We start from the raw sequence: 24,780 nt of genomic DNA, 5'->3' as shown, positions 1-24,780 counted from the left end.
AAATAGAAAAACAACTAATCTAAAAAGTTGATATTTCTTTTAAGTCCTTGATATTTTGTTCTTTTTACGGCCGATTTCCGGAAGATTTCACTGAAGGTTTCCCGCGTTATCTCTTCCCAATCCTGCTTGGTCATTTGCAAAAGATCGGGATGGGGATCAAACAAGGGTTCGCTATGCGGTTTTGAGAAACGATTCCATGGACAAACATCTTGGCAGATATCACAGCCAAACATCCAGTCTTCAAACTTTCCCTTTTCAGATTCAGGAATACTGTCTTTTAATTCAATAGTATAATACGAAATACATTTACTTCCATCTACTTTGTAAGGCTCGTAAATCGCATCTGTTGGGCAAGCATCAATGCACGCGGTGCAACTTCCGCAGTGATCGGTCACCGGTGTATCGTATTCTAGTTCTAAATCGATAATTAATTCAGCAATAAAAAAGAACGATCCTACTTTTTTGGAAAGCAAGTTGGAGTTTTTACCAACCCAACCTAAACCACTTTTTGCTGCCCAAGCTTTATCTAACACGGGTGCTGAATCGACAAAAGCACGCCCATGAACTTCTCCTATTTCTTCATTAATGAAATGAAGGAGACTTTTCAACTTATCTTTTATAACGAAATGATAATCCCTTCCGTAAGCGTATTTGCTCACTTTGTAGGAATCTTCTCGCTGGAATTCATTCGGATAATAATTCAACAGTAAAGAAACCACACTTTTTGCACCGGGAACAAGTAGGCTTGGGTTTAAGCGCTTATCAAAATGATTTTCCATATAGCTCATTTCACCGTTTCGGTTTTCATTGAGCCATTGCTCCAATCTAGGTGCTTCCTCTTCCAGAAACTCTGCTCTGCTTATCCCGCAGGACATAAAGCCTAACTGCAAAGCTTCTTCTTTAATAAGCTTTGTATATTTTTCTGATTGGTTGAGCATATTATCGCGGAGTAAAATTCAAGAAAGCATTCTTAGGCTTCAAGGTGATTAGCGGCGTAATTTGTATAGGAGCTTTTTTCTCTTCAATTTTGAACTTGGCAATGACTTCTGAAATGGCCAAAATCATTTCGTACATCGCAAAATTATTACCTATGCATTTTCTCGGACCGGCACCAAAAGGATAGTAAGCAATATTTTTTCGTTGCTTACCATCGGCAAAACGTTCAGGAATAAATTTTTCGGGCTGTTGCCAATAATCATTGTGACGGTGAATCTCGTAAATGGAAAGTAATAAACTTTCGTTACCACCAATCCCGACTCCTTCAAATTCATCTTCGGCTAGACTGATGCGGTCAATAAAATAAGCGGGCGGATACAAACGCATAGACTCGTCTATTACCAAATTCGCATAAGTTGAACGCTGAATAAATTCCATTAAATTTGAAGAATTCTCTTTTGCCTGAATTACATCGGCATATAATTTTTCTTGAATCTCTGGATGCCTAGCCAGCAATTCGCAAGTAAACGTTAATGAATTTGACGTTGTTTCGTGACCTGCGGTAAAAAGAATTAGAATCTCATCTATGAGCTGTTCTTCATCCATCTCGGTACCATCATCATAACGAGCATCAAGCAACATATCTAGCAAGTCATCTTGTCTAATGGAAGACTTTTTACGCTCTTCAACAATCTCTTTTAGTATTTGTCGAGCTTCTTGCGTAAGATTGATATGTTTCTGGATTTTGCCACTTAACCGAAACCACCAGTTTTTAAAAGGTTGCCGCAACTCTTTTACCAGCATTTTTTGATCGGCCTCGGTAATGTATTGTAGTCTATTAATTTCTTTTTCACCCACGGCACTGCTAAACAATGATTTCACTACAGTTTGAAAAGCCAAATCATTAAATACAGGGAAAATATCGAATTCTTTATTGGTTTCAATTCTTTTGACTTCGGCTTGTATAGCCGAATTCACCGTATCCATTAACTTTTCTAATTGTTTTTTGTGAAATGCCGGTTGAATAAGTTTTCGCTGTTTTTGCCAATGTTCACCGTTTGCTGTTAAAAGTCCGTGGCCCACATACTTCGCCAAATCTTCGGTTTGAATGGGGGACTTATGATAATTCTTCTGATTTTTTTGAAGAATGTGCTGAGCTATTTTAGGGTTTCTAGAAAAGATAACCGACTTACTTATCCCCAATCCTAACCTTAACCTAAAAATATCTCCTAACTTCTGAAAATTCTCCTGATGAAACGGAAGCGGATTTTCAATAATTTGAGCAGCGTGTCTTAAAAATTTGAACGCTGAAACTTCAGGTATTTGATTGGAGTTTTTCAAAATAATCCTCCTTGAGAATGATGTTTTGTCTTCCCTAAATGCCGATAAGCCGCTTCGGTTACTTCCCGACCACGAGGTGTTCTAACAATAAATCCTTGCTGAATTAGAAATGGCTCGTATACTTCCTCAATAGTTTCTGCACTTTCACTTACAGCTGTCGAAAGTGTAGTGATCCCAACAGGGCCACCTTTAAATTTTTCTATAATGGTAGAAAGGATTTTATTATCCATTTCATCTAAACCATTGGCATCTACATTAAGGGCTTTAAGGCTATATTTCGAGATTTCAATATCTATTTTCCCATTACCCTTGATTTGTGCAAAATCACGAACACGACGCAATAAAGCGTTCGCTATACGTGGTGTCCCTCTACTTCTTCCAGCAATTTCAATGGCCGCTTCCATCGTTATTGGGACTTTTAAAATTTCTGCACTTCGTTGTAAAATATCTGAGAGTAATTCGGTAGTATAATATTGTAATCGGCTTGAGATTCCAAATCGTGCTCGCATAGGTGCAGTTAGTAGTCCTGAACGCGTAGTGGCACCTACCAACGTAAATGGATTTAAATTGATTTGAACTGAACGTGCATTAGGCCCGGATTCAATCATAATATCAATTTTAAAGTCTTCCATAGCAGAATATAAATATTCTTCAATTACCGGACTCAACCGATGTATTTCATCTATAAAAAGCACATCCCGCTCTTCTAAATTGGTTAACAACCCGGCCAGGTCTCCAGGTTTATCCAATACGGGGCCTGAAGTCACTTTGATTCCTGCATTTAATTCATTAGCCAATATATGGGCCAAGGTAGTTTTACCAAGTCCCGGAGGTCCGTGAAATAAAGTATGGTCTAAAGCTTCATCCCGTAAGTTAGCCGCTTTAACGAATACCTGAAGATTATCTAAGACTTGGTCTTGGCCTGCAAAGTCGTCAAAGCTTAACGGGCGCAAGGCTCTTTCTATATCAAATTCTTCTGGAGAGAAACTTTCTCCGGTAGCATCTAGGTTTTCGTTCATATTACAAATATAAAGAAAAAGCCTTTTCTACTGAGAGAAAAGGCTTTTGATATGAATGTATGTTATTCTTTTTAGTGATTCAATTCTTCTTCGTTTTTTTGAAGAGGAATGTTCTGTGGTATATAATCCTGTCCTGCAATCACGTAATCTGTTTCATCTTTATTCAACTTACTGTAATCATAAGACCAACGATATACGGATGGGATTTTACCAGGCCAGTTACCATGAATATGCTCTACAGGAGTAGTCCATTCTAAGGTATTGGATTTCCAAGGGTTTTGTGTTGCCTTTTTTCCATAGAAAATTGAATGGATAAAGTTATAAATAAACACCAACTGAACTAATGCTGTGATGATAGCAAATACAGTAATCAATACGTTTACATCGGCTAAATCATCAAAGTAAGGGAAGTTAGTATTTGTATAATAACGTCTTGGTAAACCTGCCATTCCTATAAAGTGCATAGGGAAGAAAACTCCGTAAGCTCCAATCGCGGTAATCCAGAAGTGAACATAACCTAAGTTTTTGTTCATCATTCTTCCAAACATTTTTGGGAACCAATGGTAAACTCCGGCAAATAAACCGTAAAGTGCAGATATACCCATTACCAAATGGAAATGCGCAATTACGAAATAAGTATCGTGAACGTTAATATCTAGTGTACTATCTCCTAAGATAATTCCTGTTAAACCACCAGTAATGAAAGTTGAAACCAATCCTATAGAAAATAACATTCCCGGATTCATTTGCAAGTTACCCTTCCATAGTGTAGTGATATAGTTAAACGCTTTTACTGCTGAAGGAATCGCGATTAATAGGGTGGTAAAAGTAAATACTGAACCTAAGAAAGGATTCATCCCTGAAACGAACATGTGGTGACCCCAAACAATTGTTGATAAAAATGCAATTGCTAAAATAGAAGCAACCATCGCACGGTAACCGAAAATTGGTTTACGGGAGTTGGTAGCGATTACTTCTGAAGTGATTCCTAAAGCCGGAAGTAATACAATGTAAACTTCAGGGTGACCTAAGAACCAGAACAAGTGCTCGAACAATACCGGAGATCCTCCTTGATGAGCTAACACTTCTCCTTTTATATAAATATCACTTAAGAAGAAAGAAGTACCAAAACTTCTATCCATAATAAGCATTAACGCTGCCGATAAAAGTACCGGGAAAGAAACTACCCCGATAATTGCGGTTACAAATAAAGCCCAAATAGTTAATGGAAGTCTTGTCATAGACATTCCTTCTGTTCTAAGGTTAATTACAGTAACAATATAGTTAAGTGACCCCATTAATGACTGAGCAATGAAAAGTGCCATAGAAACTAACCATAAAGTCATACCGGTACCAGAACCGGGAATAGCTTCAGGCAATGCACTTAATGGAGGATAGATAGTCCATCCTGCAGATGCTGGTCCGGATTCTACAAATAAAGAGCTTAACATAATCACACTGGAAGTAAAGAAAATCCAGTAGGAAAGCATATTCATAAATCCTGAAGCCATATCGCGTGCTCCAATTTGCAACGGAATAAGTAAGTTACTAAAAGTACCACTTAGACCTGCCGTTAAAACGAAGAATACCATAATGGTACCATGAATAGTCACTAAAGCTAAATAAGCATCTGGATTCATCACGCCATCGGTGGAATATTTATTACCTAAAAATAAATCGAACACCCATGAAGACTCTTCTGGCCACGCTAATTGGATTCTAAATAAAATTGACATTAAGATACCAATGGTTCCCATTACCAAACCGGTAATTAAGAACTGCTTGGCAATCATCTTATGATCTTGACTAAATATATATTTAGTAATAAAAGTTTCTTTGTGATGATGTCCATGATCACCGTGGTCGTGATGATCGTGAGCTGCTGTTGCGGTTGCGGTTGCTGACATATCTTTCTACTATTACTTTTTTAGTTATTGCTTGTTACTTGCTGTTCTTTTTGTTTCTCTAGGCCTTCTCCAAAAGTAGCTTGTTCACCAATCCACTCTTTAAAAGCATCTTCTTCCTCTACGACAATCTTCATTTGCATATTGAAGTGAGAAATTCCACATATCTTGTTACAAAGAAGATAGTAATCAAACTCGTAAGGATCTAAAGCTACATCTCCATTAGCTACAAGTTCTTTACTCTTTTCTTTACGAATTTTATTAAGCTCTTCAACTTTATCAAGCATAAATTCAGAATTTCTCATATTTTCTGAAGTAATTGTTGGAGTAAAACTAAATTGAGTAATCATACCGGGGACTACGTTCATTTGAGCTCTAAAGAATGGGAAATAAGCAGAATGTAAAACATCTTGTGATCTAAACTTAAATAGCACAGGCTTATCTACCGGCAAGTGTAATTCTGTTGTGATTTTATCGTCCATTGCATAGCTATCACTTTCATCTATACCCAGTACATTTACTCCTTCAATAAAACGAACATTTGCTTTACCTAGGGTATTATCTTCCCCAGAATATCTAGCTTTCCATCCAAATTGATAAGCATAAATTTCAACAACCATCGCATCATCATCTTCTTCAATATTCATGATCTCAGACCAAGTAAACAATCCGTAAATGATTAATCCTGCTAGTACAATTACCGGAATAATTGTCCAAATGAATTCTAATTTATCGTTATCTGCATAGAATAATGCTTTTTTACCTTTTTCTCCACGATATTTATAAGCAAAGAAATAAAGTAAAAATTGAGTAACTAATTGCACGAACATGATAAGTGCAATAGAGATAAACATTAAAGTGTCATAATCCACTCCGTGAGCAGAGGCAGCTTCAGGAAGATAAAGGTCACCCCAATTCCAGAAACTATAGAACATAAAAATGTAAAGCAATATAACAAAGCACAACATTAAATAGCCTTGTGTGCTATTATCTTTATCGTTAGCTATTTGGGATGAATCATGGTTCGCCGGTTTCGATAACTTGAGGATTTTTGACATCTGCCAAAAAGTAACTCCTAACAGCGCTACAACTACTATGATTAAAAATACAGTCATTGTGATAATATCTTCTTTAGAACAAATTTATTTAATAATGGTAATTTTCACTTTCCTTCAAGAATGGATTGTTCTTGATTTTCAATGGTGCTTTTCCTAAACCGCTTCCTACAACTAGTATAAATAAGCCTAAGAAGAATAAGATGGCAGCAATTTCAGTTACACCAAAAGACCAATGCAATCCTACTGTAGAAGGCATTACTAATAAGTAAACATCTATATAGTGACCTACCAAAATGAAGCATCCTGCTATAATTACAAACCAAGGAATACGTTTAAAATCACTATTCATTAATATCAATATAGGGAATACGAAGTTAATCACCAACATTCCAAAGAATAACAAGTTATACTCTTGTATTCTAATAGTGAAATAGGTTACCTCTTCCGGAATATTTGCATACCAAATTAACATAAACTGACCGAACCATAAATACGTCCAGAATACACTAAAACCAAACATAAACTTAGCTACATCGTGTAAATGGCTATCATTTACAAATGGTAAGTACCCGAATTTTTTAAGAATGATTGTTGTAATTGCTATAACAGTTAATGCAGACACAATCATTGTTGCAAAAATATACCAAGCATATAAAGTACTATACCAGTGTGGCGTCATAGACATAAACCAGTCCCATGCCATCATTGATTCAGTTAATATAAAGAACAATAAGAAAAATACAGAGTATTTATAGTTCTTTTTGTAAGGGCCATAATTAGATGCAGTTGCTAAAGCTCTAGAATTTTTAACGGCAAAATATCTGTAAAGGTTCCATCCAATTACATAGATAAACGCTCTAATAACAAAGAACGGAAAGTTTAAATATCCTGATTTACCTTGTAAGATTTTATCTTCGGCAACTAACTCATGGTCTTGCCAAGGATAAAAATGTTCTCCTGCAAATAATACAATAACTAAAACAATAATTGAACCCGGTAAAACATAGGAAGTAATTCCTTCCATTACCCTAAACAACACAGGAGACCAACCCACTTGCGCGACATATTGGATCGCATAAAATGCAAGTACCCCTAAAGCTATCATCAAAAAGAAGAAACCGGCTACCAAAGTAGCTGCCCAAGGTTTTGTTTGTAATTGATGAAGAACATGCTCTAAATGATGATCCTCGTGAGATTCACCGTGAGCCTCTTCACCGTGGTGAGCTTTTGCTGCTTCCTCTCCGTGAGCAGAATGTCCTGTTGCATTCATTTCTGAATGATGACCTTCAGCTTCCATCGAATGAGAACTCTCTGCTTCATGGCCTTCACCATGTCCACTATGTTCCGCAGCTAATATTTCTTTAGCTTCATCTATAGTAGATGGAGCTGTTAAAAAACCATAACCAATACCTAAGGCACCTATTACGATTAAAATGATAGAAATTAATTTTACTTTACCAGATAGCTTGTACATATCTAAAAAATATAATGCAGTTTAATCTTTATTTAGTTCTCTTCTGAAGTTTGCTCTGCTTCTGAATGATTTTCTGTATTTGCATTCATATCTGAATGCTCTTCACCTTCCTGACCTTCTACTTCAACAGGATCGTGACCTTCTTCTTCTATTGCCTCAACGCTCTGATCTCTTAAAGCAATACCTTTTGCCATAAATGAAGGCTCATCGGTATTTTCTTTTACAAACTCACGTTTTGGTTCTCCATTAAGTTGACGCTTAAGATCGATTACATAATGATCTATTTGCCAACGTTCAACCTCATTGGTCTGTGCAGCATACGATCCCATGTTGTTAATACCGTAATACATTACGTGGTAAACGCTTCCTTCAGTAATTGCTCTTCCCGGATCGTTATAAGCAGGAATACCTAATATTTTCTCTCGTTCAGCCAAGGTTCCTTTACCATCACCTTTATCTCCGTGACAAATTGCGCAGTAAATAGTGTAAAGCTCTTTTCCTTTATTAAGGTTTGCTTCTGTATAAGGGACTGGATTTTTAAGATTGGCTTTGGCTTGAGCATACCCCTCATTAGTATCTTCATACTCGTAAGGCAACCAACCCCTAGAAATTGTTCCTTCTACAGGAAGCTTTGCTTCTTGACCATCTTTAAAAATACTATTATCATAACCTACATAAGTTTCATAGCTAGGAGACTTGTACATGTTGGGAAAGTATTGATAGTTTCTATCTTGTTTATTATCAAAACAAGAAACCACTAACAATGAAACTGTGATTAATGTTATTATGCGGAATAAACTTTTCATGGGTTTATTTAATCTATTAATTTAACTTCAGAAGCTCCAGTATCATTAAGAAACTTAACTAAGGCTTCTTCACTATGATTAGCCACTTCTACTTCAATTAAGAAATGATCGTCGGTAGTACGAACATCTGGATTTTCTGCTTCTTTAAAAGGCCAAATCCTACTTCTCATATAAAAAGTAATTACCATTAAGTGAGCACCAAAAAACACAGTAAGCTCAAACATAATTGGAATAAATGTTGGCATATTGTCTATGAAACTAAAACTTGGTTTACCTCCAATATTTTGAGGCCAATCATCAATCATCATAAAGTTCATCATTAACACAGCAACCGTTAATCCAGTTAAACCGTATAAAAATGAAGTGATTGCCAACCTAGTAGGAGCTAAGCCCATTGCCTTATCTAACCCGTGAACAGGGAAGGGGCAAAAAACCTCTAAAATATGATAGTTCTCGTCCCTGATTTGTTTTACGGCCTGTAAAACCAAATCATCATCGTTATATATAGCATGTAAAACCTTTGCCGCCATACTAGTTGTTTTTAAGTTTTTGTGCCTGTCCCGCAAAGTCTTTTTCTTTGGCCACAGAAGCACTAAAGGTTTCTATAATTAAATCTAAATCATTGTATTCTTTCATCGTCATTTTACTCACTTGATGGTAAGTAAAAATACCTAACTCATGAAGTTGTTGAACAGTTATTGGTCCTAATCCGTTAATCTTTTCTAAATTATCTTCAGATTGTTTTTCAGGATCAAATTCTCCAACTTTATCAATTAATCTTTCAGCTGCTATACGCTTCTCTTCAGTATCTAATAAAGCATTTTCAATTTCATCTTCATCATTTTTATTAGTTGAACCAAAGCTATCTAAATCTTCTTCAGATTTATTACCTTCTATATTTGCAGAAGGTCCACCAGATGCAGGATATTGCTCTATTTCACCAATATGATGATCATCGCCGTGCTCTTCTCTTAATCTCTTATATTTATCTCCTGAAGATTTTAAGATAGATTTCACCTCTGCTTGTGCGATTACAGGGAAAGTTCTTGCATATAATAAGAACAATACAAAGAAGAACCCTATAGTTCCAACAAAAGTACCTATATCGATAAATGTTGGAGAGAACATTGCCCAAGAAGAAGGAGTTCTACCTTTACTCAAACAAAGTACAATAATATCGAAACGCTCAAACCACATTCCTATGTTAATCACAAGAGCTACGATAAACGTCCAGAAAATATTTCTTCTTAATTTTTTTACCCAAAGTGTCAATGGCACAATAAAGTTACAGGTAATTAATGCCCAGAATGCCCAAGCGTAAGGTCCTGTTGCCGCTCCAAAAGATAAGTAGGTATAGTTTTCGTAAGAAATCCCAGAATACCAACCTATAAAGTATTCAGTAACATAAGCAACGGTAACAATACCACCTGTTAAAATGATTACTTTATTCATATATTCAATATGAAGAATAGTAATGTAGTTTTCTAGGTTGATTACCTTTCTCATAATAATAAGAAGGGTTTGTACCATAGCAAATCCAGAGAAAATCGCCCCTGCAACGAAATAAGGAGGGAAGATGGTCGAGTGCCATCCCGGTACTAACGAAGTTGCAAAGTCAAAAGATACAATCGTGTGTACAGAAAGTACAAGTGGAGTTGCTAAACCTGCAAGTACTAAAGACACTTCTTCAAAACGTTGCCAGTCTTTTGCACGACCACTCCAACCAAAACTTAAAATACTATATATTTTCTTCTGAAAAGGTTTTGTTGCTCTATCACGGATCATCGCAAAATCTGGAAGTAAACCTGTCCACCAAAACACTAATGAAACAGAAAGATACGTTGAAATCGCAAAAACATCCCAAAGCAAAGGTGAGTTAAAGTTCACCCATAAAGAACCAAATTGGTTAGGAATAGGTAACACCCAATACGCCAACCAAGGACGTCCCATGTGAATAATTGGAAAAAGACCCGCCTGCACTACCGCGAAAATTGTCATCGCTTCGGCAGAACGGTTTACCGCCATTCTCCATTTTTGACGGAAAAGCAATAGTACAGCAGAAATCAACGTTCCTGCGTGACCAATACCTACCCACCATACGAAATTGGTAATATCCCAAGCCCATCCAATGGTTTTGTTTAATCCCCAAGATCCGATACCTGTAGAAACAGTATATATTATACAACCTAATCCCCATAAAAATGCCACTAAGGCGATAGAGAAAACTAACCACCAAGATTTATTTGCTTTCCCTTCTACCGGTGCCACAACATCTAAAGTAACATCGTGGTACGATTTCTCTCCAGTAACTAAAGGCTCTCTTATAGGTGCTTCGTAATGTGACGACATATTCTTAATTAATAATTGATTCTTTAACTAATTTTATAAATCTCCTGTGTTTTTTACCAAAGTTTGATACATCACATTAGGTTTTGTACCTGTACTTTCTAACAGATGATACATACGATCATCTTCTTTCAACTCAACAATTTTGGAGTCTTTATTATTAATATCACCAAAAGTCATCGCTCCTTGGTCACAAGCTCTAGAACAAGCAGTGAAGAATTCATCATCTCCAACTTCTCTTCCTTCACGCTTAGCATCAAGAATTGTTTTTTGAGTGATTTGAATACACATAGAACATTTCTCCATAACCCCTCGTGATCTTACGGTCACATCAGGATTAAGAACCATTCTTCCTAAATCGTTATTCATATTATAATCAAACTCTTCATTCTCACTGTACAAGAACCAGTTAAAACGACGTACTTTATATGGACAGTTGTTTGCACAATATCTTGTACCCACACATCTGTTATATGCCATATGGTTTTGACCTTGACGACCATGAGAAGTGGCTGCTACTGGACAAACTGTTTCACAAGGCGCGTGATTACAGTGCTGACACATTACCGGCTGAAAAGCTACTTCTGGGTTATCATAAGAAGCATTCTCTATTTTATCGTAAGTCTCAAAAGCTCCAAGGTTTTCTAAATCTTCTTGTTCTTGCTTGAAGGTATCTGCAGAAGAATAGTAACGGTCTATACGCAACCAGTGCATATCTCTAAACTTCCTTACCTCCTCTTTACCTACAACAGGAACATTATTTTCAGAGTGACAAGCAATCACACAAGCACCACAACCGGTACAAGCGTTTAAGTCAATAGACAAATTAAAATGATGTCCAATTTCTCTATCAAACTCTTTCCACAAGCTTGCTTTTTCTTCTCTTACTGAAATTTCATTATGATCGTAATCTACTTCAGGAACTGGATTCCAGTAATGCTTATCTTTAGAATTAAAAATCTCTAAAGTAGTCTCCTTAACAATATCATCACGACCTGCCATCGTACTTTGCAACTGTACGCAAGCAAATTCGTGCATACCATCTGCTTTTTCGATAGTCACATTTTGAAATGCACTAAAGTCCTTATAAAGTGGATAAGCATTTACCCCTACCTGCATTTCTTTTTGAATAGCTTCTTTTCTTCCATAACCTAAAGCTAAACCAACTGCTCCTTTTGCTTGACCTGGCTGAATAATAACCGGTACGTTTTTCACAACCGCATCTCCAACTTTCAAGTTAACATAACTTCCGTTTAACGCTCCATTAGATACTGTTGGGTTTTTAACTCCCAATTTATCAGCATCAGGTTTAGAAATCAACAAGTAGTTATCCCAAGAAACACGAGTAATTGGATCTGGAAACTCTTGCAACCAAGGGTTATTGGCTTGACCTCCATCTCCTAAAGAAACTTTAGTATAAAGACTTAATTCAAACTCAGAACCTTCATCCGAAGATAAGTTATTGACTGCTGAAGAATAATTAGGAGCACTCATCGTCCCCATTCCTGCAACATCACCTTCCTCAGTCGCTATTGATGATACAGGTGAATTTGCTTCAAAAACACCATCATGCAATGCCTGATTCCAACCTCTTCCAGAAAGATTACTAGCCCAAGTCTCTTTAATATAATCTCTATAATTCATTTCAGAACCTGTCCATTTCAATAAAGTATCTTGAAACTGACGGGTATCAAAAAGCGGTCTAATTGTAGGCTGCATTAAACTAAAATTCTTCTTAGTTAACTGCACATCCCCCCAACTCTCTAAGTAATGAGGTGTAGCCGCTATATATTTTGAAAGCTTAGCGGTTTCGTCTTTTTTCATTGAAAAAGCCACAGAAACCTCCACTTTTTTCATCCCTTCTTTAAAAGCTTCTGCATTCGGCAAACTAAAAGCAGGATTCACCCCAACAGTTAAAAGTGCTCCAACACTACCGGAGTTCATATCTTTTACCAATTGAGCCACTTGCTTAGCATTACCTTTACGAATCAGTTTAGGATTATTCCTATCCATCACCCGACTACCTAAAGCTTCATTTATCGCCAACACCAACGATTGCGCATCTACATCTGGAATACCAGAAACCACAACCGCACCGGCACCGGCACTTCTTAATTGTCTTGCCGCCTTCACTACAACATCATCCAACGCTGGCGACAATTTATTTTTTGAACCTCCACCAACTACATAACCATAAATAGCAGCTAACACCGCTTTTTGCTGAGAAGGCTTTAACGGAACACGCTTGTCTGCTTTTGCTCCTGTTTGTGTCATATTAGATTCAAACTGAATATGACGAGACATTTTTCCATTTTTAGGGATTCTACTTTTAGAATACCCTACATCGTTTCCACCGGCTTGCCAATCTCCTAAGAAATCCGCCCCAATAGAAACTATAACTTCAGCTTTTTCAAAATCGTAATTCCCTAAAGCACGCTCTCCGTATTTCATCTGATACGCATCTAACGCCGCATCTTCAGAAACCGCATCATAAACCACATGCTTTACATTACCATATTTAGCTGAAAATTCTTTGATCAAATTAGAAGTTGAAGGACTTGCCATTGTTGAAGTCAACAACACTTTTTGCCCACCAACATTTTGCAAAGCATTACCCACTTGACGATCAAACTCTTCCCAAGAAACATCCTCACCATCAATCTGTGGACGCTTTATTCTTTGATTATCATATAAAGATAAAACGGAAGCATGAACCCTAGCATTAGCACCAAGGGAAGCTTTAGCCATTTTATTACTTTCAATCTTAATAGGCCTTCCTTCTCTTGTTTTTACTAAAACACTAGCAAAATCGAATCCATCCGCCATAGTGGTAGCATAGTAATTCGCTACTCCAGGAACAATTCTATCTGGCTGTACAACGTAAGGAATGGTTTTAGTAACAGGACCTTCACACGCCGCTAAAGACGCAGCCGCTGTACTGAAACCAACGAACTTTAAAAAATCCCTTCTTGAAGTTGCTGAACTTTCTAAAGATTCTTTATCACCCAAAAACTCATCTGTAGGAATTTCTTCTACAAATTCGTTTTGTCGAAGCTTCTCAACAACAGGGCTAGTTTCGTTTAGCTCCTCAACACCTCTCCAGTATTTCTTGTTTGATGACATATTATATATAGAATTAGCTTCTTATTAAATTAGTAATGACATTTTCCACATTCTGTAGCACCCATCTGTGCCGCTGTCAATGTCTCTACACCGTATTTTTTTGATAATTGTTCGTGAATTTTATCGTAGTAACCACTACCTTCTAAATTCACATTCGTTTCTCTGTGACAGTTAATACACCAGCCCATCGTTAATGGAGCAAACTGATAAAGCACTTCCATTTCCTGAACAGGACCATGACACTGCTGACACTCGATTCCAGCGACAGTTACGTGCTGCGAGTGATTATAGTATGCAAAATCTGGCAAGTTATGAACTCTCACCCATTTCACAGGTTGTTCTTCACCAGTATAAGATTGCGTAGTTGCATCCCAACCAACTGCATTATACAACTTAGCGATTTCTTTATCGTAAAATTCTTTAGAAAAATCTTCCGTAGCCGTTTCAGGAGCAACTTCACTAATCACCTTATGACAGTTCATACAAACATTCAAGGAAGGCACACCGGAAGTTTTACTAACTCTAGCTGAAGAGTGACAATACTTACAATCCACACCATTATCTCCCGCATGAATTCTATGTGAGAAATGAATAGGCTGCACAGGCTGGTAAGTTTGATCTACACCTACCTGCATCAAATAACCATAAGCAAAATAAGCCGCTGCCAACAAGAAGAAAATAGAAGTTACAATTACCAAGAATTGGTTTTCCGCAAAAGCTCTCCAAATCGGCTTACCACTAGTTTCTTTTTTAGAAAGCTCTACGCCGCTTGCTGCTGCAAAATTGTTCAGGGTTTTGTTTACTAAAACCAAAACCACTACTAACAACAACAATACAAATGCCAGCACCCCTAAAATAATATCTGTAGAAACACCACTACCACTTCCTGAACCGGAAGCACCACCAGCACCTCCATCTACTACTGCAGTAGGTTCAGGTTTTGGCTGCTCTACATAAGCTAAAATATTATCGATATCCTCATTAGAAAGTTGAGGGAATGGCGTCATTGCCGTTTGATTAAACTCCTCATAGATAGCTACTGCCTCAGCATCACCTGACGCAATCATAGCTTGACTATTTTTAATCCAGCTATACAACCAATCCATACTATGTCTACTGGTCACACCGTTCAACGCAGGACCGGTAGATCGCTTGTAACGTTTATGACAAGAAGCACACAAAGAATTAAATAACTCCTTGCCTTTAGCAGGATCACCTAGCCCATCTGCAGCAGATTCCGCAGTATCTGAAGCTCCGGCAGTCTCTTCTTGAGCAGCCTGAATAGCCTCCCCGTTATCTTGACCGCTAGCGGATTTCTCCTGACCAAATGATTGTGAAAATGAAAATAAGACTACTAATAAGAAAAGTAGCGTTTTTGAAATTGAATGGCGGATGTTCACCTTTTCCATATTACAGCTGAATTAACATCTTAGTTTGGTACGGTTTTTATAATGAATAAGTTAGCTCGTTAACCTTCAAAACAGACCGTAAAATTCCCCGACAAAAGTAATACTTAAAGATGATTTTAGGAATGTTAGCGTATTGTTAATGTCTAATTTATAATATTTCTAAATAAAGAAGCTTGATTAGAAATACAGAATAAGTTCTATTTTTGTATAAAATTGTTTAAAATGAAAATGAAATCAATCCTTATAGCTAGCTTATTTGCAGCAACTTGTTTTTTTACTGCCAGCAAATCAAATGCTCAAAATTCAATTGAAGCCGATCCCTTAATACAAGAATTATTGGTACTAAAGGCAAAAATGACTGAAAACAATCAATTAAATGAACGCTACAAAATCCAGTTGTTTTATGGATCTAATTTAAATGAAGCAAACAAGGTAAAAGATAAATACGAAAAACTCTTTAGCGAATGGAAATCAGATATTGTTTTTGAAACCCCTAACTACAAAGTTTGGGTAGGCAATTTCAGGAACAAACTAGAAGCTGAAAGAGCATTTGCAAGGCTTCATAATGAATTTAAGAGCGCTATTATTTTCAAGCCTTAAAACTCATAAGAAATGAAAACAAAAAAGCGACTTGATGATCAAGTCGCTTTTTTTATTGAATATAAAACTTAGCTTTATTTAAGCGTTTTCTTCACCTCTACTTCTCGGTAAGCTTCAATTACATCTCCTTCTCTAATATCATTGTAATTCTTCACCTGCATACCACAATCGTAACCTTTTGAAACTTCTTTTACATCGTCTTTAAAACGTTTTAAGGAAGCTAATTCTCCGGTATAGACAACCACACCTTCTCTAATTAGTCTTATACCACTATTTCTGTAAATTTTTCCACTGGTCACCATACAACCTGCAATGGTTCCGATTTTAGAAATTTTAAAGGTTTCCCTAATCTCTGCGGTACCGGTAACTTCCTCTTTCAATTCTGGTGAAAGCATACCTTCCATCGCATCTTTTAAGTCGTTGATTGCATCGTAGATGATAGAATATGTTCTAATATCTATTTCTTCACGGTCCGCAACCTGACTAGCATTTCCTGCCGGTCTTACGTTAAATCCGATAATAATCGCATCTGAAGCAGAAGCTAACAACACATCACTTTCTGTAATAGCCCCAACTCCTTTATGGATAATATTTACTTGTATTTCTTCTGTAGATAATTTCTGGAAACTATCTGTTAAGGCTTCCACAGAACCATCCACATCACCTTTCAAGATAATATTCAGCTCTTGGAAATCACCAAGTGCAATACGTCTACCAATTTCATCCAAGGTAATATGACGCTGTGTTCTTACACTTTGCTCTCGCTGCAACTGTGTACGTTTAGCAGCAATTTCTTTCGCCTCACGCTCATCCTGCATCACCGAAAACTTATCTCCTGCTTGTGGCGCACCATCAAGCCCTAAAATAGATACCGGCGTTGAAGGACCTGCCTCTTTTACATTATTACCTCGCTCATCCTGCATCGCTTTGATCTTACCACTAGTAGTACCGGCTAACACATAATCACCAATTTTAAGGGTTCCTGCCTGAACAAGAATGGTAGAAACATAACCTCTACCTTTATCTAAATAAGCCTCTACCACTGCTCCAGAAGCTAATTTATCTGGATTGGCTTGTAGCTCTAAAATTTCTGCTTCTAAAAGAACTTTTTCAAGTAATTCATTAACCCCGGTTCCTTGTTTTGCTGAAATATCTTGCGACTGAACTTTACCTCCCCAGTCTTCTACCAATAAATTCATAGAAGCAAGTTTCTCTTTAATCTTTTCTGGATTAGAGGTTGGTAAATCCACTTTATTTATCGCAAAAATAATAGGAACTCCTGCTGCCTGAGCGTGAGAAATAGCTTCTTTGGTTTGCGGCATCACATCATCGTCTGCTGCAATTACAATCACCGCAATATCGGTAACTTGTGCTCCACGAGCCCTCATCGCCGTAAAAGCTTCGTGACCCGGTGTATCTAAAAATGCTATTTTTTGACCGCTATCCAACTCTACTCCATAGGCTCCGATATGCTGGGTAATACCACCACTCTCTCCTGCAATTACATTAGCTTTACGAATATAATCCAGTAAAGAGGTTTTACCGTGATCTACGTGACCCATTACGGTTACAATTGGAGCACGAGGGGATAAATCTTCCGGCGCATCTTCTTCCACATCAACGGTTTCTTCAAGATCTGCCGTAACAAATTCTACTTCATAACCAAATTCTTCAGCAACAATAGTTAAGGTTTCAGCATCTAAACGCTGATTCATCGTCACCATCATTCCCAGTGACATACAAGCAGAAATTACCTTTGTTACCGGTACATCCATCATCGTAGCCACTTCACTTACCGTAACAAACTCTGTTACTTTAAGTGTTTTACTTTCTTGCTCTAATTGCGCTTGTTCTTCTTCGGTTTTTTGACGGTGCTGATCTCTCTTATCTCTTCTATATTTAGCACCCTTACCTTTAGATGATTTCCCTTGAAGTTTTTCTAGGGTCTCTCTAATTTGCTTTTGTACTTCTTCTTCTGTAGGCTCTTCCTTAGCAACTTTCTTTCTTCCGCGTGCCGGTCCTCTATTGTTGCCTTTGTTGAAGTTTCCTTTTTTATTATTACCGCTACCAGAATCTTTACTAATTCTTCTTCTACGCTTCTTCTTATTATCTGAAGCTTTTTCGTTTTTCTTATCGTCTTTCTTCTTCGCAGGCTTTTTAAATTGACTTAAGTCTATCTTCTGACCTGTAAAGTTAGGACCATCGAGTTTTTGGTACTTGGTTTCCACTCGATCTTCTTTAGGCGCACTAGGTGTGCTTTCGGTATCTTTTTTAACTGAAGAAGCCACCGGTTTTTTAGTTTCCGGCTCAGGTTTTTCTTGCTTTTGAGGCTGAGGCTTATTCTCTTTTTTAGGCTCTTGCTTTTTAGGCTTTCTACCTTTATCAAGATCTATTTTCCCTACTTGTTTAGGGCCATCCAATTTACTTGTAGCCTTAACTATACGCTCTTTCTCTTTCTGCCTTTCTTTCTCCTTCTCCTTCTCTTCCTCTTCTTTCTTTTTACGCTCCTCTTCTAATTTGCGTAATTTTTCCTGCTGCTCTTTTTCACGAGCTAGACGAAGTTCTTCTTTCTCTTTCTTGCGCTCTTCACTCACTTCTTTAGAAGCTACTTTCTTACTTTTATCTGTTTGAAATTTTTCAAAGAGAACCTGATAAACTTCACCTGAAATTTTAGTGGTAGGACGCGCATCAATATCGTACCCCTGTGAAGAGAGATACTCCACAGCGCGGTCCAATGAAATATTGAATTCACGTAATACCTTATTTAATCGCACATTTTTTGCTTCAGCCATAAATTGCCTCTAAATTAACCTCTTTATTCTTAATATAATTGACTAATGGTTCAACTTAATAAATAATTAACCTTAGTCTTCAAATTCTTCTTTTAAGATTTGGATTACATTTTGAATAGTTTCTTCTTCCAAATCTGTCATTTTCACCAAGTCACTTACATCTTTTTCAATGATGCTTTTTGCGGTATCTAAACCTACACGTGAAAATTCTTTAATTACCCAATCTTCAATCTCGTCACTAAATTCCCTAAGTTCTACATCTTCTTCCGCTTCACCGTCTCTATAAACATCAATTTCATAGCCGGTAAGAAGACCTGCCAACCTAATATTGTGACCTCCACGACCAATTGCTTTTGAAACCTCTTCAGGCTTCAACATAACTTCTGCCCTTTTAGTTTCGTCGTCAATTTTCACAGACATTACTTTCGCAGGACTTAAAGCCCTAGTTATTAACAATTGACTATTGGTGGTATAATTAATAACGTCAATATTTTCATTCCCTAACTCACGAACAATTCCGTGAATTCGAGAACCTTTCATTCCCACACAAGCTCCTACAGGATCAATTCTATCATCGTAAGAATCTACAGCTACTTTTGCTTTTTCACCTGGTATCCTTACTACTTTCTTAACCGTAATCAACCCATCAAAAACTTCTGGGATTTCTTGTTCAAATAATTTTTCCAAGAACACAGGCGCTGTTCTAGAAAGGATAATTACCGGTTTGTTACCTTTTAACTCTACACTTTCTATTACACCTCTTACATTCTCTCCTTTTCTAAAGAAATCTGAAGGAATTTGTCGGTCTTTTGGCATGACCAATTCGTTACCTTCATCATCTAGTAAAATGATGGCACGATGACGAATATGGTGAACCTCAGCACTGTAAATCTCTCCTTCTAAATCCTTAAACTGTTTGTAGATATTGGTATTATCGTGTTCATGAATTTTAGAGATTAAGTTTTGTCTTAACGCTAAAATTGCCCTTCTCCCTAAATCTATTAATTTTACTTCCTCAGAAACATCTTCCCCTACCTCAAAGTCAGGTTCAATTTTTCTTGCTGCGGAGAGTGATATTTCTTGGTTATCGTCTTCAACTTCACCATCTGCCACTACGACCCTATTTCTCCAAATTTCTAAATCCCCTTTATCAGGGTTTATAATTATATCAAAATTATCATCTTCTCCAAATTTCTTTTTCAAGGCATTTCTAAACACATCTTCTAAGATCGCCATTAAGGTTACACGATCTATCAACTTATCATCTTTAAATTCTGAAAAAGAACTAATTAGCTCGATATTCTCCATATCAAAAACAGATTAAAATGTTATCTTCACTTTTGCTTCTACAATGTCTGCGTATGTTAACACAGCTTCTTTCTTAACAGTCACTTTGCCCTTCCCTACCGGTTTAGGCTCTCTTGCTTTCCAAGTAAGGGTAATCCCCTCTTCAGTAACAGCTTCTAAATTTCCTTCAAATTGTTGTTCTTCGGTTTTCACTTCCAGCTTTCTCCCCAAGTTCTTTTGGTATTGACGCGCAAGCTGTAAAGGGGAAGTAGCCCCTGCTGAAGTTACTTCTAGGGAAAAATCTTCTTCTTCCCTATCTAAATTATGTTCAATTTTTCTGCTAACCGCTATACAATCGTTCACTGAAACGCCTTGATCGCCATCTATAACAACTAAAATTTGATTATCACCCTTGATTTCAAATTCAATTAAAAACAGTGATGGGTTTTCTTCCAGCGCTTCCTCAATGAGTCTTTTTACTACTTCTTCCCGCATGAAAAACTTTTATAAAAAGAGGGGACTAGATTGTCCCCTCAATATTCATTTTTAACTTCCGCTTGCAAATATAGTAAAAATTTTGACTTAATAAACCTGATTACCAACTAATTTATTAGTAACTTTACTATTAAGAAATAATTATCCTAAAAACTTTAATCTAATTATGAAAAAAATTCTTGTCCCAACAGATTTTTCTGAGCAAGCAGATTATGCGTTAGAGGCCGCATCACAGTTAGCTCGAAAATATGACAGCGAGATTTACCTTTTACATTTACTGGAGCTTCCAGAACAACTCATAGACTTAAACCCAACTTCTACCGGGAGCAACCAAGTTCCTGAAGCCATATTTTTTATGAGAAAAGCTCATGAAAAGTTTGAAAAGGTAAAACAAAAGGAAATCTTAAATGGTATTCCGGTATACGAGACCGTTATTTTTAAAGAAACTTTTAACGGGATTCTAGAAGTCGGCAAAAAAAATGATTGCGATTTAATTGTAATGGGGTCTCACGGAGCAAGTGGACTGAAAGAAGTTTTTATTGGCTCTAATACTGAAAAGGTGGTAAGAAATTCTGATATCCCAGTATTGGTGATTAAAGAGAAAACCGATATTTTAAATACAAATGACTTAGTATTTGCGAGCGATTTTGTTCCTAACGTTAAAAACTCTTTTGTAGAGGCTACCAAATTTGCTGAAAAAATAGGCGCTAAAATACATTTGGTTTACATTAATACTGCCAATAAATTTAAAACGACCGAACAGCTTGAGAAAAAAATGAACAAGTTTTTAGAAGGTGTCGATTTTAAAAATTACACCTTAAATGTGTATAACGCCGAATCTATTGAAAAAGGAATTTTAAAATTCAGCGCTAAAATGAATGCTGATTTAATAGGAATTAGCACTCACGGAAGAAAAGGCTTGGCTCATTTTTTAAATGGAAGCATTAGCGAAGATTTGGTTAATCACGCTAAAACCCCAGTGATTACTTTTAAAATACAATAATCGATTTGCGAAGCCCAGCTTCGATGCATACCCAGAAATAATTCCAAAAAGATTTGGTAGGATCACGTTCAACAGCATCTACATGCTTTTCTGTACTGCCATTCTTTTTGGAATTTTTCTTTACAGCGAGGTTGGCAAGAAAACTCATGAAACCTTTTTTTTCTGAACTCCCTTTCTTTAACACCTCTATTTTAAAATTTTCATAATCTATACCTAAATCTCCACTTGCCTGTACAGAGTTCCCTCTAAAATTAAAATAGAGATCATTTACTTCTCCCTGTGTTTTTATGGACATAGCAGGCACAAAAAAGGAATTAATAGATTCTTGCGGAATGTTATGACTACTTCCGCTTATGGTGAAAACATCGTTGGGGTTATTCACTTTAAACCCCCAATCTACTTGAATAGGAGACTTACCCATAAATTGAGACTGAATTGAAATTTTGGTTTCAGGAAAATCCTCTCTACCTAGATTTTTATTAGTGACATGGGCTATATCTACATTTAAATCTTCAAAGAACAACTTTCCTGGCGGTCTTGATTTTTGAATTAATTCTTCATACTCAATATAAGCGCGTTTAATTTTTACGCTATCAATAGACAATTTCAATTTTAAATTCCGGAGCATTTTGCTGTAGAGATTCTTTTTCCGGGTATCATCTTTTACAGTTTTATCGCGATAAATAGTAAAATATATAGAATCTAAAACCACTTTCTTTGCATCAAATTCGTTTCCGGAATCGTTGAGTACGAAATCGTAATCTTCTATATTTAATTTCTTCAGCTTTAAATTCATCAGGTCTTTTTCATATGGAATTACTTCCACATAATCTTGTCTAGAAAAACGGGGTTTTAAATCAATTTGAGTGAATTCAACTTGAGAGGGAGTCAACTCCAAATGTTCTACTGCAATATCCTGTAATTCATTAACTGTATAATCTAACCGAGAAAGACTCACTAAAAAGTTTTTATATTGAAAAGGTACTTTTTGCTTCAAGGTGTTTTCATTAAGACCTAAAGAATCTATTTGTACAGAGAAATTTTCGACTTTTAATTTTCTTAAAGTGTCCTGCTGAAAAGATAATTTTCCATCTTCTAACTTCACATTCTTTACAACTACGTCTTTCTTAAATTTTGATGATTTAGATTTTTTTGTTGAAGTAGAATCTTTTGATGAATTTGAAGACACAATTTCGATAACGGGTTGATGAATAATAAGTTCATCTACCACTATCTTTTTATCCACTAAATAATCGTAGTAACTAAAACCGGAAGCACTAATTTTTTCAGTTTGAATGTTTTTTCCATCTCTATTGAATTTAGGCTGAAAAACCTTTACACTTCCCTTCCATAAATTTACATCTACTTCTTTGAATTCTATTTCTTTCTGCAGAAAACTTTCAATTTTACTTTCAGCAAGGCTTTGAAGTATAAAATATGCCAAGACAATAATGGCTATTATAGAGGTTAGAATAATTAAAAATTTCTTCACTAAGTATCATTTTGCTACCTAATTTATCATTCTTTTTTATTCTAAAATTCTATTTAAGAGTTTTTAACTTAAAAACATTTAGTAAGTATGCGGTTCAAGTTAAATTTGCGCTAAATAATTACAACTCCTACATTTCAAGGCATCTAACTACTATATTTGCAACAAACCAATAATCAACTAATGTTTGCAAAATTCGCCTTCTTATTATTTTTCATTATTGCCGAAATTGCTTTGGGAATATACAGTCTTGCGATGAGCGAAAGTTTAATGGCTAAATTTTTATTTTTCTTGCTTTCTGCCATAATTGTTTGTGCTTTGGTGATGAAACTTTCCAACCATTTACTTCCAGACGACGATAGAAGGGAAAAGAATCTTAAAAGAAAGACAGAATAGTTTACGTACTTTCGTTTTCTGTTTAAAATCCAACCCATGCAAATTACATGTATCTCTGATACCCACAACCTCCATGACAAACTTATTATCCCCGAACAAGGAGATGTAATTGTTCATGCAGGAGACATTACAGAAGGAGGTACACAACGGGAATTACGTGATTTTTTTAAATGGTTCGCTCAACTCCCCTTTACACATAAAATATGCATCGCAGGAAATCACGACTTTTTCTTGGAAAACATTTCAGAAAAAGCAATAAAAAAATTGATTCCCGCTAACGTCACCTATTTAAATGATTCTGGCATTTCCATCAACGGATACAAATTTTGGGGATCGCCTTATATTCCTTTTCAACAAAACTGGGCTTTCACTAAATCACCCATCGAAATTGAAGAGCATTGGAAAAAAATACCTGAGGATACTGATATTTTAATCACCCATACACCTCCTAAAGGAATTTTAGACATTACCAATTACGAAGTAGAAGTAGGTTGCCCTGCACTAAAAAAAGAAATAAGTAAGAAGAAACCAACTATCCATATTTTTGGGCATCTTCACGACAATTACGGAAAAGTAATGCGGAAAGACATTACTTACATCAACGCCACTTCCTTTTACAATCACCTGAAATTAACCAATTTACCCATACAGGTAGAAATTCCCGATTAAGCCAAACATTTCTAAAATAATAGTTAATTATATGCTAATCAACATTTCCTTAAAACTTTTTTAAGAAGATATCTTTTAAGTTTATGGTAGTAAAAAAATCATGATATGAAAACTACTTATGAAAACAACGCTATCTTACAAGAAATGAACAAACTTATTTCTTCTAGCTGCCAACAAGTAAATCCTAAGTTCGAAAAGTTTCAACAAGCATTAATCAAAAAACATTTCGGAGCCCTTCAAGCAACTAATGATTTACTAAAAAAAGAAGTTCATTTAAAGTTAATGGTTAAAGAAGGCCAATATACTCATGTAGTAGTTCAATACAATAACTTTGAAGAGTTTTTAAAATCTTGCTTAGAAGACGACCTTGGAAATTTAAGTTTTTACCAAAACATGCTTACTTTTTACAATACCAGTGTAGACGTGGCGTAAAACATTCATAAAAACAACAAATATCTAACTATAAATTTCTAATTCATTTTAGAAAAAACCCCAACCTAAAAAGATTGGGGTTTATTTTTTGCTCGCCTACAGGGCTTACCTCTACTAGTCTCCCCACATGAACTTTTCGCTCTAAAACCCTTTGTGCTTTTCAAAATAAAAAAACCCAACCTTAAAAAGGTTGGGTTTTCA

General features: G+C 36.2%; 20 protein-coding genes. 5 read left to right on the top strand and 15 right to left on the bottom strand.

Going from position 1 to position 24,780, the window contains the following annotated elements; translation table 11 throughout:
* Positions 1-14: 14 nt before the first annotated feature.
* The 11 genes from queG to FVB9532_RS09790 form a co-directional block, all read right to left on the bottom strand.
* Positions 15-938, bottom strand: a complete 924-nt coding sequence (queG, locus tag FVB9532_RS09840) for a tRNA epoxyqueuosine(34) reductase QueG (protein WP_150545042.1) — start codon at positions 936-938, stop codon at positions 15-17.
* A gap of 1 nt (position 939) precedes the next feature.
* Positions 940-2,277 (bottom strand): cytochrome P450, encoded by a 1,338-nt coding sequence (locus FVB9532_RS09835; RefSeq protein ID WP_150545041.1) that lies wholly within the window; start codon positions 2,275-2,277, stop codon positions 940-942.
* Positions 2,274-3,296: a Holliday junction branch migration DNA helicase RuvB gene (gene ruvB / locus FVB9532_RS09830; RefSeq protein ID WP_150545040.1), complete on the bottom strand. Its 1,023-nt coding sequence runs from the start codon at positions 3,294-3,296 to the stop codon at positions 2,274-2,276. The genes FVB9532_RS09835 and ruvB overlap by 4 nt, the downstream gene beginning before the upstream one ends.
* A gap of 71 nt (positions 3,297-3,367) precedes the next feature.
* A complete protein-coding gene (locus FVB9532_RS09825) occupies positions 3,368-5,203 on the bottom strand; it encodes a cytochrome c oxidase subunit I (protein ID WP_150545039.1) in 1,836 nt (611 codons plus the stop codon).
* Positions 5,204-5,223: 20 nt separating this feature from the next.
* Complete coding sequence (locus tag FVB9532_RS09820) at positions 5,224-6,315, bottom strand: cytochrome c oxidase subunit II (RefSeq protein ID WP_150545038.1); 1,092 nt, start codon at positions 6,313-6,315, stop codon at positions 5,224-5,226.
* A 31-nt stretch (positions 6,316-6,346) separates the two neighbouring features.
* On the bottom strand, positions 6,347-7,732 hold the full coding sequence (locus FVB9532_RS09815) for a quinol:cytochrome C oxidoreductase (RefSeq protein WP_150545037.1): 1,386 nt from the start codon (positions 7,730-7,732) through the stop codon (positions 6,347-6,349).
* A 32-nt stretch (positions 7,733-7,764) separates the two neighbouring features.
* A complete protein-coding gene (locus tag FVB9532_RS09810; protein ID WP_150545036.1) occupies positions 7,765-8,538 on the bottom strand; it encodes a c-type cytochrome in 774 nt (257 codons plus the stop codon).
* 8 nt (positions 8,539-8,546) lie between these two features.
* Complete coding sequence (locus FVB9532_RS09805; RefSeq protein WP_150545035.1) at positions 8,547-9,068, bottom strand: DUF3341 domain-containing protein; 522 nt, start codon at positions 9,066-9,068, stop codon at positions 8,547-8,549.
* Between the two features lies 1 nt (position 9,069).
* Entirely contained in the window at positions 9,070-10,887 is a 1,818-nt protein-coding gene (gene nrfD, locus FVB9532_RS09800; protein ID WP_150545034.1) for an NrfD/PsrC family molybdoenzyme membrane anchor subunit, read from the bottom strand.
* A 33-nt stretch (positions 10,888-10,920) separates the two neighbouring features.
* Complete coding sequence (locus tag FVB9532_RS09795) at positions 10,921-14,007, bottom strand: TAT-variant-translocated molybdopterin oxidoreductase (protein WP_150545033.1); 3,087 nt, start codon at positions 14,005-14,007, stop codon at positions 10,921-10,923.
* Between the two features lie 29 nt (positions 14,008-14,036).
* Positions 14,037-15,416, bottom strand: coding sequence for a c-type cytochrome (locus FVB9532_RS09790; RefSeq protein WP_150545032.1), 1,380 nt, complete (start codon positions 15,414-15,416; stop codon positions 14,037-14,039).
* 228 nt (positions 15,417-15,644) lie between these two features.
* Between FVB9532_RS09790 and FVB9532_RS09785 the strand changes: the two genes are divergently transcribed.
* The gene (locus FVB9532_RS09785) at positions 15,645-16,016 is read left to right on the top strand and encodes an SPOR domain-containing protein (protein WP_194716524.1); all 372 of its coding nucleotides are present in this window, start codon (positions 15,645-15,647) and stop codon (positions 16,014-16,016) included.
* Positions 16,017-16,090: 74 nt separating this feature from the next.
* Here the strand turns inward: FVB9532_RS09785 and infB are convergent, their stop codons facing one another.
* The 3 genes from infB to rimP form a co-directional block, all read right to left on the bottom strand.
* Positions 16,091-18,808, bottom strand: a complete 2,718-nt coding sequence (gene infB / locus FVB9532_RS09780) for a translation initiation factor IF-2 (protein ID WP_150545030.1) — start codon at positions 18,806-18,808, stop codon at positions 16,091-16,093.
* A gap of 72 nt (positions 18,809-18,880) precedes the next feature.
* Positions 18,881-20,116, bottom strand: a complete 1,236-nt coding sequence (nusA, locus tag FVB9532_RS09775; RefSeq protein WP_150545029.1) for a transcription termination factor NusA — start codon at positions 20,114-20,116, stop codon at positions 18,881-18,883.
* Between the two features lie 12 nt (positions 20,117-20,128).
* Positions 20,129-20,590 carry a ribosome assembly cofactor RimP gene (gene rimP / locus FVB9532_RS09770; RefSeq protein ID WP_150545028.1) on the bottom strand — a complete coding sequence of 154 codons (462 nt, stop codon included), beginning with the start codon at positions 20,588-20,590 and terminating at the stop codon, positions 20,129-20,131.
* A gap of 166 nt (positions 20,591-20,756) precedes the next feature.
* On the opposite strand from rimP, the gene FVB9532_RS09765 reads away from it, so the two are divergent.
* Positions 20,757-21,593 carry a universal stress protein gene (locus FVB9532_RS09765; RefSeq protein ID WP_150545027.1) on the top strand — a complete coding sequence of 279 codons (837 nt, stop codon included), beginning with the start codon at positions 20,757-20,759 and terminating at the stop codon, positions 21,591-21,593.
* Here the strand turns inward: FVB9532_RS09765 and FVB9532_RS09760 are convergent.
* Positions 21,580-23,085: a hypothetical protein gene (locus FVB9532_RS09760; protein WP_150545026.1), complete on the bottom strand. Its 1,506-nt coding sequence runs from the start codon at positions 23,083-23,085 to the stop codon at positions 21,580-21,582. The two genes, FVB9532_RS09765 and FVB9532_RS09760, sit on opposite strands and share 14 nt — an antisense overlap.
* A gap of 180 nt (positions 23,086-23,265) precedes the next feature.
* Between FVB9532_RS09760 and FVB9532_RS09755 the strand changes: the two genes are divergently transcribed.
* From FVB9532_RS09755 to FVB9532_RS09745, 3 genes are all read left to right on the top strand, one after another.
* Entirely contained in the window at positions 23,266-23,478 is a 213-nt protein-coding gene (locus FVB9532_RS09755; protein ID WP_150545025.1) for a hypothetical protein, read from the top strand.
* A gap of 36 nt (positions 23,479-23,514) precedes the next feature.
* A complete protein-coding gene (locus tag FVB9532_RS09750; RefSeq protein ID WP_150545024.1) occupies positions 23,515-24,147 on the top strand; it encodes a metallophosphoesterase family protein in 633 nt (210 codons plus the stop codon).
* A gap of 105 nt (positions 24,148-24,252) precedes the next feature.
* A complete protein-coding gene (locus FVB9532_RS09745) occupies positions 24,253-24,579 on the top strand; it encodes a hypothetical protein (RefSeq protein ID WP_150545023.1) in 327 nt (108 codons plus the stop codon).
* Positions 24,580-24,780 lie beyond the last annotated feature (201 nt).

This window comes from Mesonia oceanica, from assembly GCF_902499555.1.
Lineage (GTDB): Bacteria > Bacteroidota > Bacteroidia > Flavobacteriales > Flavobacteriaceae > Mesonia > Mesonia oceanica.
Note: the sequence above shows the minus strand (reverse complement) of the source record. Positions and strands in the feature narration are given on the sequence as shown.